Origin of the sequence: Sediminibacter sp. Hel_I_10, assembly GCF_000688335.1 — a bacterium.
Taxonomy (GTDB): Bacteria; Bacteroidota; Bacteroidia; order Flavobacteriales; family Flavobacteriaceae; genus Psychroserpens.
Genome location: NZ_JHZX01000001.1, coordinates 3,278,045 through 3,291,102 on the forward strand (window position 1 = coordinate 3,278,045; position 13,058 = coordinate 3,291,102).

Below are 13,058 nucleotides of genomic sequence, written 5' to 3' on the forward strand. Positions count from 1 at the left end.
AGATGTGCAAAATACCAAATTTAAGTGCATAAAAAAAGCGACTCGTTAAGAGTCGCTTTTATCGGAAGCTTTAGATTTAGGCTCACGTTTTTGTTCTTTAAGAGACTGCATGAGCATCCATTCGATTTGACCGTTGGTGCTCCGGAATTCATCGGCTGCCCATTTTTCAATCGCTTTTAGCATGTCTTCATTAACACGCAATGCAAATGCTTTCTTTTTTGCCATGTTGTTTTATTAGTGACTTAATGTACCTGTGTTTAAAACGGGCGAGGCGTCTTTATCTCCACAAAGAATGACCATAAGGTTGCTTACCATAGCTGCCTTGCGCTCGTCGTCTAACTCAACAATGTGTCTTTTTCCGAGTTCTTCTAATGCCATTTCAACCATGCTTACGGCGCCTTCCACAATTTTATGTCGGGCAGCAACTATTGCAGTAGCTTGTTGTCTTTTAAGCATGGCATTAGCGATTTCATTAGCATATGCAAGATAACCAATTCTGGCTTCAAGAACTTCAATACCTGCCGTGGTTAGACGTTCATCAATTTCTTTTTCTAGAGCTTCGCTTACTTCGTTGACACTAGATCGAAGGGTAATGTCTTCATCGACGCCCTCATCGGCAAAATTATCATAAGGATACATGCTTGCTAACTTTCTAACTGCAGCATCGGTTTGAACCCTTACAAAGTTTTCATAATTATCGACATCAAAAGCAGCTTTATATGTGTTCTTGACCCGCCAAACCAAGATGGTGCTAATCATTATAGGGTTTCCTAACTTATCGTTTACTTTAAGACGCTCACTGTCAAAATTACTTGCTCTAAGCGAAATTTTCTTTTTAGTAAAAAAGGGATTAACCCAGTAGAACCCGTTTTCTTTGATGGTTCCAATGTATTTGCCAAAGAGCAGTAATACTCTCGATCCATTGGGTTGTACCATTACAAAACCAGGTGCAATAAATAAAGAAAAGACGGTTGCTAGACCGTAAATGGCATGTTTAAATGTAATGATAGCTATAATGCTACCAAAAAATAGCAAAATAAACAAGAGGAGCATTAAGTAGCCGTTGGTTGGGGTAATGATTTTTTCTGATTTCATTGGTTTGGTGTGTTAAGTTTTCAATATGATATTAATTTCATATCATAAAGATATATAAAAAATTTTTATCATCAAAATCAATTTTGGCATGGCCTTTGCTTAATGTGTATTGTAAATGTTTACGATGATGTTAGCAGAGGAGTGATTACCTCGTATAACGGAGTAGCATTTCACATTTGGTTGGTTAGTTAGTAAAAAAGCGCCTCATATTTGAGGCGCTTTTTTGATTTTATAAACGATAGAAATGAATTTTACTTGAGGTTGAAGTTCTCAAGCTGAAATAGCTCCTGTTGTTTTAATGTTTCAGAATAAAATTAGAGACAATCATTATAAGTTCTTCAGAAACAGGTCTAGAAGATTCATTATAAGACTTTGAATTTTCTAAAGTGTCGCCTTCAATGGTAAACAGCACGTGATTCATGTCTTTGATGATTTCAAGTTCTGCCGTTTCTGAAGCATCTTTAAGTAACTGTGCTTCGGCTTGAGAGACTTGAAGATCTTTGGTGCCGTTGACTATAAGTTGAGGCATTTCTAATGTGGGTAAAATTTCAGCAGGGTTATACTTCATCCAATTGATCATAAAAGGTTGCACATCGGCTCTAAAGATAGATCCCAAGGCCACGGGATAGTCACTAGTGGTTTTGCCGGCCTTTAAACTCTCAAAAGCCTTTTTTGTGCCTTCTATAAGAGATGGATCCATCGCGCCTATTTGATTAACAACAATCTCATCAATGGTTCGTCCTGCACCTGCTAACGAAATAAAACCGTCGGCTTTATCTTTAGCGGCTAGCATACCTACCAAGCTTCCTTGGCTATGTCCAACAACATATATTTTTGAGTACGTTCCTTCCGCAATAAAATAGTCTAGGACTGCTTTTGCATCAATTACGAAATCATCAAAGGTTGTATTGGGATCAATCTTTTTCATTTTGATTTGCTTCACAACACGTTTATCATATCTAAAAGTGGCAATGTCATTTTTTGCCAATCCTGTCGCTAACTTTTTTAAAGAATTATTTTGAAGCAGATTTTGATTGCCGTTACGGTCTGTGGGGCCAGAACCTGCAATGATGATGGCCAAAGGCCGCTTTTTAGTCTCTTTAGGTTGAAGTAGCGTACCATCTATCATTTTATTAATGGCAATATCTTCGGAAACGAGCGTGCTATCTTGACTGTAAAGGGAAAGACTAATTAGACTAAAAAAACTAATGCTAATGAATTGGAATATATATTTCATGTGATATGGTTTATTAAAGTTAAGCAATATATGGTTATTAATGAACTGAATTTAGGCGCGATTAGGTCTCTTGTTTCAATGCATTATATCGGTAAAATACAATATTTGGTCTTAAAATGTTAAAATAATACGTATTTCATCGATTAATAATGTATTTTAACTTGTATATTCAAAAACACTACTATCTTTGAAGTGTACTAGAAATGTAGTTTTTAGTTCAATGGATTAATTAATTAATATTTGCAACTGTGAAGACTTAGAGACCCTAAATCTACCAGAAAAATTAAAGCAAATGACGAAAGCCGAGGTTGAGGGACCTTGGCTTTCTGTTTTGTATAAACTATTGAATTTAAGATTTATCGTGTTGCAAAGTAAATGCCAGAGGCTATTACCCCTACAATTAACAATACGACCATCACGATTACAAAAACAGAGGTCTTCTTAGTTGTTTCATCTTTTTGTAGAATATAATCGTTTCGATTTTCATCTTCATCTTTTACAAATTTCATTTTCTTATTTTTTAATTGGTTATTTAATAAAAACAGTTTTTTTGTTGACAAATTCCATGATGCCTTCTTTTGAAAGTTCTCTTCCGTAGCCAGAAGCTCTAGTGCCACCAAACGGTAATCGCGGATCTGATTTTACCATTTCGTTTATAAAAAAAGCACCATCTCCCACATGGGCAATATGTTTTTTAGCATCTTCGGTATCTTCTGAAAAAAGCATGGTTCCTAATCCAAATCTTGTATTTGAAAGCATTTGATACGCTTCTTTCTTGTTTTTCACTTTTATTATGGCCGCAACTGGTCCAAAAGTTTCCTCATCAAAAATGGGCATGCCAGGAGTAACGTCTGTAATAATTGTTGGCTCGTAATACGCCTTGTCTTGTTTATTGCCATAATGTACCTTAGCACCTTGCTTAAGACTAGCTTCAACTTGTTCTTTTAATGTTTCGGCTAAATCTGGACGCGCTAAAACTGCCATTTTTGTACTATCTTTTGAAGGATCTCCTTCTTTCAAATCTTTTACCATTTTGGTAAAGCGCTTAAGAAATTTGTCATATATTTTTTCTTCAACAATAAATCGTTTTGCGGCTATACAACTTTGCCCAGTGTTTTGCATCCTAGCATTAACCATAACTTCTAAATAGGTGTCAAGATCAGCATCTGCTAAAACAACACAGGCATTGTTTCCCCCAAGTTCAAGCACTGCTTTCTTTAAATGTTTACCAGCCACTTCGGCAATTTTTCTCCCTGCTTTCTCGCTACCGGTTAAAGAGACCGCTTTAATTCGATCATCACCAATCATTGCTTCGATCTTGTTATGATCTGTAAGTAGGGTTTGAAAAGCGCCTTTAGGATATCCTGCCTTTTCGAAGATATCCTCAATTATCAATGCGCAACCTGTAACATTAGAAGCATGTTTGAGTAAAGCGGTGTTACCCGCAGTTAATGTTGGTAAAGCAAACCTCATAACCTGCCAGAACGGATAGTTCCATGGCATAATTGCTAAAATCGTACCTAAAGGGTCATAACTTATAAAGCTTTCCTTAGCTTCAGTTTCAATAAGATCGTCTGAAAGAAAGCGATCTCCGTTTTTACGGTAAAAATCACAAAGCCATATACATTTCTCTATTTCTGATCTGCTTTGACTTATAGGTTTTCCCATCTCTGATGTCATTAATTGACTATATTCCTCAAGGTTATCATTTAAAATTTGAGCGACGTTATCTAATAATTTCACTCTACTTTTCACTGATTTTAATTGCCATTCTTGAAAAACGGTATCAGATAATTTTAAAATTTCTTCTAATTGATTATCATTATATAAGGTATATTCTTTGAGTTTTTGGTTATTAAAAGGATTAACAGTTTGTATTGTATTTGACATGATCTTTAATTTTTAATAAAAATAAAATTAGTGGCTAAAAGATATTGACGCAATACCAACAATATTTAACGTTCTAGTAATCTTGTATAAGTCAAGAATTGAATTTAATGAGTCAAATGGATTTGCTTAATTTTTTGTACTTTGTAATTATTAATTTAAACCAAAAAAAACAAACATATCATGGGAAAAGAAAGTAGTGCATTACTAGGAATATTAGCTGGAACAGCAATTGGAGCCACATTAGGAATTTTATTTGCTCCAGATAAAGGAACAACTACAAGACAAAGAATTGCTGATGAAGCTGCTCATACTAAAGATATGCTTTCTGAAAAGGCGACTCATTTAAGAGATAACGTTGTAACTACAATGTCTTCTAAGAAGCATACACTTGACGAAAAAGTTGAAAATATCGTATCTGATGCAAGTCATAAAGCAGAAGATGTTATTACAACTTTAGAGCGCAAATTGTCTGAATTAAAAGCTAAAAATAAAAATTTGCAGAAAGATTCAAATCTTTCAAACGCTGCTAAAATAAACGTATGAGCATATTCGAATCGATAAACGATACAACGGATAAGGCAGCAAATATTGGCGAGAAGTATTTTGATACTTCTCGCGAATATTTTAAACTTAAGATATTTAAGCAAATGGCAGTTGGGCTCAGTTATATGAGCAAACTTGTAATATTTGGAGTTTTATTTATGTTGGCAATTATATTCTTGGCTGTATCAGCAGCTTTGGCAATTGGTAACGCTTTAGAGTCTGAAACTTTAGGTTTTCTAATTGTTGGTGCGATATTATTAGTTTTAGCCATTATAGCTTGCTTCTTAGCGCGTCAAATAGATAATGCCGTGATTAAATCTCTTTCAAAAAAATTCTTCAAATCATAATTATGTACTCAAATTTTAAAGAAATAGAATATAATTTAGAACGACTCGATTTAGAACGTAAGATTGCTTACGAAGAGCTAAAAGTTGTTAAAGATGAGTATGTAGGATATTTTAAACCAATAAGTTGGTTACAAAGCGGATTTAAATTTGCCGGCAAATATGGCTTATTTGTTCTATTGAAAAAGTTAGTGAAATAAGAAATTATTTCACTTTTTTTTTGCCGTCTATTTTAAGCTACCATATTAACAGATTCCATATTTCTCATGACGTTTTTACGATATTCGTTAGGTGATATGTCATATTTCTCTTTAAAGATTTTGGAGAAATAGCTTCTGCTTGTAAACCCGATAGAATATACTACTTGTGATATGTTAAGATCAGCTTTATTTAAAAGTTCTCGAGCCTTCTCTAATCTAATATGTCTCACATATTCGGTAACCGTTCTAGTATATAAGAACTTAAACCCTTCTTGTAATTTGGCTTGGGATAGTGCAGATTTTAAAGACAGTTCATCTAGATTATAATGAAAAGAAGGATTTTTTATAATCTCATTACCCAATTTTCGTATCAATTTTAGTTCTGTGCTGGATAAAGAAGTAGGTAATGGTACCCCTTTTTGAAATTTGTTATGTTGTTGTATATGAAAAGACAAAATTTCATAAACCAGAGCCTCTATTTTTAGAGCTCTAACCATTCCTTTGCCTTTTAGTTTGTCAATCTTTTTAATGTAATCGCTTATTTTTAGATTTAAGCTACCATAATGTGCAAAACGGTGTTCTTCGTCTGTATCTACAAAAACATCATGAAGTCTTTGATTTAAAGAAGACACATTTGTATTTCGTTTTTTAAGAAATGAACGTCTTTCAATTTGTATAAGACTAACGTGCAAAGCTTCGTTTGAAGGAAAGTGTATGAAATTCTCACCTCCAGATTTATTGGTAAAAATTAAGGAATGAAATTGATCAATATCGCGTTCCTCTTTATTTACGCCGAAACGATGCTTAAAACTACCGTGCATGGCGTACATGAATCTTAGTGGATTAAAATCATTAGATTCTGTTCTTACAGTAACTTCTTTAAAAAATTTTATTTTCAAGACCATAAAATGAACACCCCAGTCAAAAGAAATATGGGCTATCGTTCCTTTGGCGATATCATTATCAACAACTAATACGTCGCGACCAGATTCTCTCTTGATATCACCTCCAAGAGCCTTCTTTAATTGCTCTAAACTATATTTTGCGGCTTGAGGTCGCATTTCTATTTCTACCATATTTTTTTTCAGCAAATTTAACTATAAATCAATATACATTAATATATATAGTAAATGCGTTAAAGTAATGTTATTGCCTTAACATTTGGATGAAGACTTTAAATTGAAAATTAATACGTTAGAATAAGTTCAAAAAAACACGTATTTAAAATATGGACACCTTAAATATGCAGTTGTAGACGCTCAATTTTTCTGGACGACCTTATACTATTTGTGGAATTTTCGAACTTATTTAATTGAAATGCCATTGAGTTAAGGACAAAATTTATAAAGCACCATTGCTGGTGATAATCCCATTAAATTTACATAATTACTAAGTATTGGTAATTACTTCTTATCTTAAGAAGATTGGTTGGTTAGACCTCAGTAATTTAAAAATTGCTGAGGTTTTTTTAATTTAGTATTATATAAAAATAAATTTTTAATTATGACAATTTTTGAAGCTATTAGAAAAGATCACGACATTCAAAGAGAACTACTGGATATTTTAGTAACAACGTCTGGAGACTCAAAAGGAAGAGACGAGTTATTTAAAAAGGTGAAAAAAGAACTTCAGGTTCATGCCGATGCAGAAGAACGTCATTATTATAAACCATTAATAAGTTCTGACATGATGCAAGAAAAGGCACGTCACGGTATTGCCGAGCATCATGAAATCGATGAGTTAATAGAGAAGCTTGAATCAACAGATTATAGTTCTTCTGCTTGGTTAAAAATTGCTAAAGATCTTAAGCATAAAGTTGAGCACCATCTTGACGATGAAGAGCATGAATTTTTTCAGCTCTCAGGAAAAGTACTTACAGAAAAGCAAAAGACAGAATTGTCTAAAAGTTATAATGACTACATGAAAGAGAACCGATAATAAAAGAATAGGTTCTATTATTCTACTAAAACCTTCCACTGCGTTTGAGACGATATCAACTGCAGTGGAAGGTTTTTCTATTTTAGAACATTGTATGCATCTTCTCTAAATGGATGAATTGCTGTTCTCTTCGGAAGGTTCTAAATCTTAAGAACACGATAAGGCAATACAGAAAAATTATATTAAGACATAAATGATGTTAGCAACTGTTAAAACTCACTTAAAATGGCTTCTGCGTTAATCCTGATGGTATTAGGATTAACGACTCCTCGAGCGATACATTAATTTTAGTGTAATGAAATTGATGTCTCCAATGCACATCTATAAATAAGCCATTGCTTTATAAATTTAAACACAAGAACTATGAGTACTTACACAGAAGAAGTCGGAAAAAAACTAAATGAGTTATTAGAAAGAACCTATGATGCAGAAAAAGGTTTTAAAAATGCAGCTGAGAATGTAGATCACGCGGCATTAAAATCATATTTTAGTCAAAAGGCACAAGAGCGTTATAACTTTGGGCATGAGTTAAAGTCTGAAATCAAATCCTTTGGTCAAAATATTGATAAAGGCGGAAGCGTATCTGGGACACTCCATCGCACATGGATGGACGTGAAAGCTTTGTTTAGTGGCGATAATGAAGAGTCTATGTTAGAGGAGGCTATTAGAGGGGAAAAAGCTGCTGTTGATGAATATCAAGAAGTGCTAGGTGAATCTAGTTTGCCATCCAGCACTAAAAGTTTGTTAACTTCTCAAAAGAATACCATCGAGTCTGGATTAGCAAATATCAAGTCTTTAGAAGATTTGAGATAATACGCAATCATTAGAAGAAAAAGAAGGGATGCATTTTTTGCATCCCTTTTCTTTTGTTGTAAAATAGTATTTAAAGAAAATTATAAGTGTTCGTGTTAATGTTAAAGTTTAATGAGCTAATCTATTACTTATTTCCGAAGTATATTGCAGTACTTGATTGAAAATCAATCCAGTATTAATTAAAAATCAATTATTATGTTACGTTGGACAATCACATTTGTTGTTATAGCCATTATTGCTGCCATTTTAGGATTTGGTGGAATTGCTGGTGCAGCCGCCGGAATAGCTAAAGTTATTTTCTTTATATTTATTGTATTATTTATCTTGTCTTTATTAAAAGGCGCATTTAAATAAAAATCACTAATCAATTTTAAACTATCAATTATGAAAAAATTAGCAAGAGTATTTTTAGTAGTTTTTGCAATGTCAACAGTTGTAACAAGCTGCAGAGAAACAAAAGAGAATGATGATGTTGAAGACGCTGTAGAAGATGTAGCTGATGATGTTGAAGACGCTGTAGACTAGTCTTTTATAATATATAAATAATAAGCCATTGCAATTTGTAATGGCTTTTTTTATTAAACAGATGTCGTGCATAAAAATCAAATGATATCTTAAAACAATAGATAGGATTGAAATAGGATTATGAATTTTATAAATTCATGATGAAATTTGGTTTGAGTTATGATTAAACTAATTAACGACAAGGTTTTTTGGGTATAATACCCATATTTACAAAAAAACCCCGGCTATGTATTATAAACTCTCAAATAACTTTACGGTTAAAGATCTAAAAGAGGCACATGGCTTAAATTTCAAATTTCCAGATATTTTTGAACGACGATCAATTATAGATGGTCTAGATGAAGAAATTTTACCTATAGTTCTAGATAAGGCCCCAAAAACTGTTGACCTTGGAATTTGGGGGATACTTCCTCAAGATTTTAATGATGATTGGCAAGTCTATCAAAAGGTGAGCAATACTTTAAATTTAGAAATAGCATCTATAATCTCAACTGATCATTATGGAAAGGTATTGCGACAACGCCGTTGTTGTATTCTCGTCTCTGGATTTTTTGGTTCGTATTATCAAAATGGAGAAATTTATCCCATTTATGTTTATTCTGGTACCTCAAAAGTAATGGCTCTGGCTGGTATTTACAATATTACGAATGATGGTTTTGTTACATGTAGTTTGGTTTTGAAAAAGGCAAATTCATTTATAAAAAACATTCATAATATAAGTGATAGTATGCCCATGGTTATGAATGTCGATCATATATCAGACTGGTTAGGACCTAATTTTACGCCCTTGAGTTGTAATGGTCAAGATGATTTTGATACTTTAGATATGAAATCTCATACCATTGCTAAAGAATTTTACAAAAACAATATCATCTACGATAACATCCTAGATCCTGTTACCTATACTTCGTTAATTACAGACTCTTAAAACCAACCGTTTTAGCTGTTCTTTATATGCCATTGTCATTCTTTATAATTTAATTTTGAATATCGTAGCTTAAATCTTAATTGTAATTTAGGAGGACTTCAACCAGATACTATGCCCAAGTTTTTGATGGTGACGTGTTTCGCTAAATGATGTTCGATATATTCAGCATCACTATATATTTTTAAATTATTACAGAACGTTCGTCAGAAAAATTATTTTCTTACCAGAAGTTTTTACATTCTTTTATTTGCATGGCCAAGATGACATGAGGCAATCCTCTAAATGAGTTTTAAATAAATTGATTTGGACTGGGTGCAAGATCCGAAGATTAGCTTCACATTCATTTCAAAGATGGCGTCAATATCTAACAGCGACATCCCTCTGTTTAAAATTATGAACCGCATTCCACCGATTCCGAGTTTCAATATGAAGTGTAAGAGTTCTTCCCCGTTAGAAATTTAAATTTCACATTTATTTGAGATTGCAAATGCTTAAAAATAGATTGCTCTTTGCTATCATCAATTTTTATAAGTTATACTCAAAACGCCTTCCTTAAATTTTTGCAGAATATCAAACTGGAAAAAGAGATGGGTTACAAAAAAATAAAATGATAACCATTCATCATCAGTGTAGCGTAAACATGTAGCAAAATAGGCTATAAATTATAATCCTCAATATTGCAAATATCTATATTGGGTTAAAAATGCGTCTTGCATAACACTTCTAACAGGCTTATCTATCCGGTTTTAGAATTTGCAGCTCTATATTGCGTCATATAGGCGCTAGGTGCTATTCCAAATTTGTCTTTAAATAATTTTGAAAAATAACTTCTACTATTGATACCTATTTTATAAGTGATTTCGGTAATATTTAAATCAGAAGTTTCCATCAATATTTTTGCTCTGTCCAGTCTTTTGTTTTTGATATAATCATTCACGGAAGTTTGAAACAGATTTTTAAATCCGTTTTGTAAAGTGGTCTGGTTGAGACCTACACGTTTAGCGAGAGCGTGAACATTGATGGTAACATCAAGTTCGCTATCAATAACATCTACTGCTGCTTCAATTTTATCTATAGTTGATCTCCTAAGTAATTTTTTTGGAGAATCATCATCATCCTTATTATTAAAATGCTGAAGCTGAAATGTCAATATTTCATAGGCTTTACCTTCTAAAAACATCGGTTTCATAAAACTATCTAGCGCACAATGTCTAAATTCTTCAATAAACTGAGCGATTTCTAAAGAAAAATAACTGGAGTGCTCAAAACTGTTCACTCCATTTACGTCTTTAAACACTTTCCTAAAAATGTCAGGAAGTTCATTCGAGATGATATCCATCTTAGTTTCAAATGATTTTCTGTCTATAATAAGCGCAAAAAAATTGTTCATTTGGTTTTTAGAGAATCCTAAAGTATGATGGTTTAGGGTTCCTGTTGAAAAGATCGTACAATGAAGTTTCGCGATTTTGTTTTTTTTATTGTATTTAGTACTGTCGATCGTGATTTGATCGGCCATATTGAATAAAATCACCAATGGGTTGGTGTCAATTTCTTCAAAGCTCAATTCGAAATCAGTCTTCATACTCACATTGGCTTCTAGAACAGAAAGACCGTGAGAAAATTTCACAGCTCTAAAATAACCATGACCTAGCTTTTGTGGTAGCTCTAAACAAAAGTCAAGACCAACAATATCGGGTGTGATTTTGAGATCATCAGCAATGGATGTAATAATATTGGTAGCCTCATTATCTCTTAGGCTAAAAGATTTTACCATGGGTTGGTTATTAAAAATAACTTATCGAATCGAAAAGGATGCTTTGGTTTAAATGTTAAAAAGCATCTGTTCAAATTCCAACTAAAAAATAATTAAATATGTTTTTTTTCGTCAATACCTTCACTATTCGGGTCGAGGTGTTTTTCTATATCAGAAGGATTTTTAATATGAAAATAATCATCTCCAATAATTACAATAGGATAATTGAGCACTTCTGGATTTGCATCTAAAACCTTGATCCATCCATCTTCATCTAAATCGGCTGTATTATCATATTTTTCGGTAAAAATAGGATGCTCTTTATCCACCAAATCAGATATAGAAATGTTTAAATGCTCTGCTAGATCTTTCCATTGTGTTCCAGTCACATTGCTTTTGGTGACATCAATAGCTAAAAGATCTTTGAAAGAAGCGTTAACGTATCCATAGGTTTGTTTTCCAATTGAGGACTCCGAACTATAATATATTTTAATCATGTTTTTGTGGGTTGAAATGATTGACATGGCTTGTTTTTATCTAAAGGTATAAAAGTATATTTAAATGCTGAAAATACTTGTCTCAAAAAGCAGAAAGTTTATCTGCTTTGAAAACGCTTTGGATTTGAAATTTTGAGGATGGTTTTAATGCTGTTGATAAGTCTACTGTGAGTTTTGCCTCAAAATGCTTACTTTTGCATTCTAAAATTACAGTAATTATGTCTGATAATATCGAGCACGTTAAGTGTCTAATTATAGGTTCTGGCCCTGCTGGTTATACTGCTGCAATATATGCTGCTAGAGCAAACATGAAACCCGTATTATATCAAGGTTCTCAGCCAGGTGGTCAACTTACCACAACCAACGAAGTTGAAAATTTTCCTGGATATCCAAACGGAATCACGGGACCAGAAATGATGATCGAACTTCAAAAACAAGCCGAACGCTTTGAAACAGATGTGCGAGATGGTTGGGTCACTAAGGTAGATTTTTCTGGAGATGTGCATAAGGTTTGGGTGAACGAAACCAAAGAAATTCATTGTGATACCATCATTATCTCAACAGGGGCGTCTGCAAAATATTTAGGTCTTGAATCTGAACAAAAATATCTCAAATTGGGTGGCGGTGTTTCGGCATGTGCTGTTTGTGACGGATTTTTCTACAGAAACCAAGAAGTGGTTATTGTTGGAGCAGGAGATAGCGCCTGTGAAGAAGCACATTACCTTTCTAAGCTTTGTAAAAAAGTAACTATGTTGGTGCGCCGTGACGAGTTTAGAGCATCAAAAATTATGGTGAACAGAGTCAAGAAAACTGAAAATATCGAAATTTTGTTCAACACCGAAACTGATGAAGTGGTTGGTGATGGTCAAGTAGTAACCGGTGTGAAGGTGTTTAACAATCAAACCGACGAGAAATGGGAAATTCCAGCTACAGGATTTTTTGTGGCGATAGGTCATAAGCCAAATACAGACATCTTTAAGGAATATCTTAAAATGGATGAGACGGGTTATATCATTAACAAACCAGGTACTGCCAAAACCGATATTGAAGGGGTATTTGTATGTGGAGATGCCGCAGACCACGTATATCGTCAAGCAGTTACTGCTGCAGGTACAGGTTGTATGGCTGCTTTAGATGCTGAACGCTACTTGGCGGCGAAGGATGCGGACTTTGAGTTCGTTACGCCGCAGTATTAATATAACATTGTATAAAATCAGTATATAAAAAATCCGAAGTTATTAAGCTTCGGATTTTTTGTTTCTACATTTAAAAGGGATCATCAGAATACGTATTTT

At 33.4% G+C, this 13,058-nt stretch carries 17 protein-coding genes; 9 read left to right on the forward strand and 8 right to left on the reverse strand.

Annotation, left to right across the window (positions count from 1 at the left end):
• Window positions 1-45: 45 nt before the first annotated feature.
• The 5 genes from P176_RS0114685 to P176_RS0114705 all read right to left on the reverse strand — a co-directional run bounded on the left by P176_RS0114685 (window position 46) and on the right by P176_RS0114705 (window position 4,222).
• On the reverse strand, window positions 46-225 hold the full coding sequence (locus P176_RS0114685; RefSeq protein ID WP_026755418.1) for an Arc family DNA-binding protein: 180 nt from the start codon (window positions 223-225) through the stop codon (window positions 46-48).
• 9 nt (window positions 226-234) lie between these two features.
• Window positions 235-1,095 (reverse strand): SPFH domain-containing protein, encoded by an 861-nt coding sequence (locus P176_RS0114690; protein WP_026755419.1) that lies wholly within the window; start codon window positions 1,093-1,095, stop codon window positions 235-237.
• Between the two features lie 295 nt (window positions 1,096-1,390).
• Window positions 1,391-2,332: a S9 family peptidase gene (locus P176_RS0114695; protein WP_037348965.1), complete on the reverse strand. Its 942-nt coding sequence runs from the start codon at window positions 2,330-2,332 to the stop codon at window positions 1,391-1,393.
• A gap of 356 nt (window positions 2,333-2,688) precedes the next feature.
• Entirely contained in the window at window positions 2,689-2,841 is a 153-nt protein-coding gene (locus P176_RS20600; protein WP_197022174.1) for a hypothetical protein, read from the reverse strand.
• A gap of 19 nt (window positions 2,842-2,860) precedes the next feature.
• A complete protein-coding gene (locus P176_RS0114705; protein WP_026755421.1) occupies window positions 2,861-4,222 on the reverse strand; it encodes an NAD-dependent succinate-semialdehyde dehydrogenase in 1,362 nt (453 codons plus the stop codon).
• A 180-nt stretch (window positions 4,223-4,402) separates the two neighbouring features.
• On the opposite strand from P176_RS0114705, the gene P176_RS19575 reads away from it, so the two are divergent.
• The 3 genes from P176_RS19575 to P176_RS0114720 are packed head-to-tail and all read left to right on the forward strand — an operon-like array spanning window position 4,403 to window position 5,309.
• Window positions 4,403-4,765, forward strand: a complete 363-nt coding sequence (locus P176_RS19575) for a YtxH domain-containing protein (RefSeq protein WP_037348968.1) — start codon at window positions 4,403-4,405, stop codon at window positions 4,763-4,765.
• Entirely contained in the window at window positions 4,762-5,112 is a 351-nt protein-coding gene (locus P176_RS0114715) for a phage holin family protein (RefSeq protein ID WP_026755422.1), read from the forward strand. Before P176_RS19575 ends, P176_RS0114715 begins: the two co-directional genes overlap by 4 nt.
• 2 nt (window positions 5,113-5,114) lie before the next feature.
• A complete protein-coding gene (locus P176_RS0114720; protein WP_026755423.1) occupies window positions 5,115-5,309 on the forward strand; it encodes a hypothetical protein in 195 nt (64 codons plus the stop codon).
• A gap of 32 nt (window positions 5,310-5,341) precedes the next feature.
• Here P176_RS0114720 and P176_RS0114725 read toward each other — a convergent pair whose 3' ends face one another.
• Window positions 5,342-6,385 carry an AraC family transcriptional regulator gene (locus P176_RS0114725; protein ID WP_026755424.1) on the reverse strand — a complete coding sequence of 348 codons (1,044 nt, stop codon included), beginning with the start codon at window positions 6,383-6,385 and terminating at the stop codon, window positions 5,342-5,344.
• Between the two features lie 427 nt (window positions 6,386-6,812).
• On the opposite strand from P176_RS0114725, the gene P176_RS0114730 reads away from it, so the two are divergent.
• From P176_RS0114730 to P176_RS0114750, 5 genes are all read left to right on the forward strand, one after another.
• A complete protein-coding gene (locus tag P176_RS0114730) occupies window positions 6,813-7,247 on the forward strand; it encodes a hemerythrin domain-containing protein (RefSeq protein ID WP_026755425.1) in 435 nt (144 codons plus the stop codon).
• Between the two features lie 363 nt (window positions 7,248-7,610).
• Window positions 7,611-8,060, forward strand: a complete 450-nt coding sequence (locus tag P176_RS0114735; protein ID WP_026755426.1) for a PA2169 family four-helix-bundle protein — start codon at window positions 7,611-7,613, stop codon at window positions 8,058-8,060.
• Between the two features lie 195 nt (window positions 8,061-8,255).
• On the forward strand, window positions 8,256-8,414 hold the full coding sequence (locus P176_RS20290; protein WP_026755427.1) for a DUF1328 family protein: 159 nt from the start codon (window positions 8,256-8,258) through the stop codon (window positions 8,412-8,414).
• Window positions 8,415-8,444: 30 nt separating this feature from the next.
• The gene (locus P176_RS20605) at window positions 8,445-8,585 is read left to right on the forward strand and encodes a hypothetical protein (protein WP_197022175.1); all 141 of its coding nucleotides are present in this window, start codon (window positions 8,445-8,447) and stop codon (window positions 8,583-8,585) included.
• A 226-nt stretch (window positions 8,586-8,811) separates the two neighbouring features.
• Window positions 8,812-9,513, forward strand: coding sequence for an SOS response-associated peptidase family protein (locus P176_RS0114750; protein ID WP_026755428.1), 702 nt, complete (start codon window positions 8,812-8,814; stop codon window positions 9,511-9,513).
• A 736-nt stretch (window positions 9,514-10,249) separates the two neighbouring features.
• On the opposite strand, the gene P176_RS0114755 is transcribed toward P176_RS0114750, so the two are convergent.
• Window positions 10,250-11,287 (reverse strand): AraC family transcriptional regulator, encoded by a 1,038-nt coding sequence (locus tag P176_RS0114755; protein ID WP_026755429.1) that lies wholly within the window; start codon window positions 11,285-11,287, stop codon window positions 10,250-10,252.
• Between the two features lie 92 nt (window positions 11,288-11,379).
• Window positions 11,380-11,763: an arsenate reductase family protein gene (locus P176_RS0114760; protein WP_156033103.1), complete on the reverse strand. Its 384-nt coding sequence runs from the start codon at window positions 11,761-11,763 to the stop codon at window positions 11,380-11,382.
• Window positions 11,764-11,981: 218 nt separating this feature from the next.
• On the opposite strand from P176_RS0114760, the gene trxB reads away from it, so the two are divergent.
• Complete coding sequence (gene trxB / locus P176_RS0114765) at window positions 11,982-12,959, forward strand: thioredoxin-disulfide reductase (RefSeq protein ID WP_026755431.1); 978 nt, start codon at window positions 11,982-11,984, stop codon at window positions 12,957-12,959.
• Window positions 12,960-13,058 lie beyond the last annotated feature (99 nt).